This is a genomic window from Thiolapillus sp. (assembly GCF_048562965.1).
Lineage (GTDB): Bacteria > Pseudomonadota > Gammaproteobacteria > Chromatiales > Chromatiaceae > Thiolapillus > Thiolapillus brandeum_A.
The window spans coordinates 1-1,610 of record NZ_JBHNMF010000688.1 but is presented as its reverse complement, the minus strand read 5'-3'; the positions used below and the strand labels follow the sequence as shown (position 1 = coordinate 1,610).

Genomic DNA, 1,610 nt, shown 5'->3' with positions numbered 1-1,610 from the left:
CCTCCACCATGTGCTGCAGCACATCGGCAATGCCAGGACGGTTGAGGACATTGAAGCCCTGCTACCCTGGAACACGCCTGTCAAAAAAATGCAATAGGGCTGATTGTTTGGCGCTTACAAATAATCGCACATGGTCTGGTTGACATCGAGATAGCGGCTGCTTTCCGGTTCGATCATCACGATCAAGCGTGTCTTCGACCTCGTGATAGATTTTGGGACATCCCAGTCCCCAAAATCGACTCGGCCTTTGACAACCTATTCGTGCCCCAGCCGTCCTGGTCACCAAGCACTACACAACAACTTCGCAAGCTCGTTGCTGCTCCGTACTTGTCTCCCAATGACTGGACGCCGCGTTCGAATGCCTACTTTGCTTCCCCTCTGGCGCTATGCGCACGACGGGTAAGCAGTGCGGCCTCGCGGCTACTGGGGACTACCAGCCTTCGCTTCGCTCTCCATGGCTGGCAGCGCAGGCATAACTTGCAGCAGATTGATCAGGAATTTTCACCAAGCGTGTCTTCGGCCTCGTGATAGATTTTGGGACATCCCAGTCCCCAAAATCGACTCGGCCTTTGACAACCTATTTGTGCCCCAGCCGTCCTGGTCACCCAGCACTACGCAACAACTTCGCAAGCTCGTTGCTGCTCCGTACTTGGCTCCCAATGACTGGACGCCGCGTTCGGAGGCCTACTTTGTTTTCCCTCTGGCGCAAGGCACGCCGGGAAAACAGTGCGGCCTCGCGGCTACTGGGGTCTACCAGCCTTCGCTTCGCTCTCCATGCCTGGCAGCGGTTGATTTCCCAGCTCTCCGTTTCCGGGCTGTTGCAACAAAGAAGACAGCGCCCGGGCGAGGTTGATTTCTGCCACGATAAAGCCGGAAACCTGATTGCGATATTCAACGGTTGCATAGATATGGGATTTGCAATCCTGTTTTTCCGTACCGAGGTGCAGTGATACGCCTTTTACAGCTGTATCCAGCGGACAGGTAACCCGCTGTTTTTCCGGTTGATCCGTTGCATTCCCGACGGTGATAAGCACGGTACCATCTTTGTCCACAAGGCTGATTCGGGAGTACACGGAAGCCCCTTGCAACTGTTTGCGCTGACGCAAACGTTCCAGTTCATCCCGAACGGCCAGCAGACTGGCACGCAAACCATATTGCATGGACATGCCCAGTGCCCGGTTGGCAAAGAAACTGTCGAGTATACTGCTTCCGGCCAGCTCTCCGACTTCCCCCTGCTGCTCTGTAATAAAATAACCCACAGCAGCGGCCTGCTTCTCAAGTGCCAGGTGCGCCTGATCATACAGGGACTGCCGCAAATGCTGCTGCCCCACATATACCAGCCCGATCAGCAACACAATATAGCCCCCCAGCAATATGCCGGCGAACAGGATGGCTCTGCTGCGGTTCAGCTGATCCATGACTGATCAGCGCACATCAGACTGGGCAAAGAAGTCTGAAAAATACCGGAAAACCCCCGGATAGTATTTTTTTACAAGCGTGTCTTCGGCCTCGTGATAGATTTTGGGACATCCCAGTCCCCAAAATCGACTCGGCCTTTGACAACCTATTGGTGCCCCAGCCGTCCTGGTCACCAAGCACTACGCAACAAC

3 protein-coding genes are annotated in these 1,610 nt (G+C 54.7%); all 3 read left to right on the top strand.

All coding sequences use genetic code 11. The annotated features are described in order from the left end of the window. Nucleotides 1–261: 261 nt before the first annotated feature. Nucleotides 262–528, top strand: a complete 267-nt coding sequence (locus tag ACOCD2_RS19195; protein ID WP_293675386.1) for a hypothetical protein — start codon at nt 262–264, stop codon at nt 526–528. Next, on the top strand, nt 525–950 hold the full coding sequence (locus ACOCD2_RS19190) for a hypothetical protein (RefSeq protein ID WP_419625913.1): 426 nt from the start codon (nt 525–527) through the stop codon (nt 948–950). The genes ACOCD2_RS19195 and ACOCD2_RS19190 overlap by 4 nt, the downstream gene beginning before the upstream one ends. A 132-nt stretch (nt 951–1,082) precedes the next feature. After that, the gene (locus ACOCD2_RS19185) at nt 1,083–1,424 is read left to right on the top strand and encodes a hypothetical protein (RefSeq protein WP_419625912.1); all 342 of its coding nucleotides are present in this window, start codon (nt 1,083–1,085) and stop codon (nt 1,422–1,424) included. Nucleotides 1,425–1,610 lie beyond the last annotated feature (186 nt).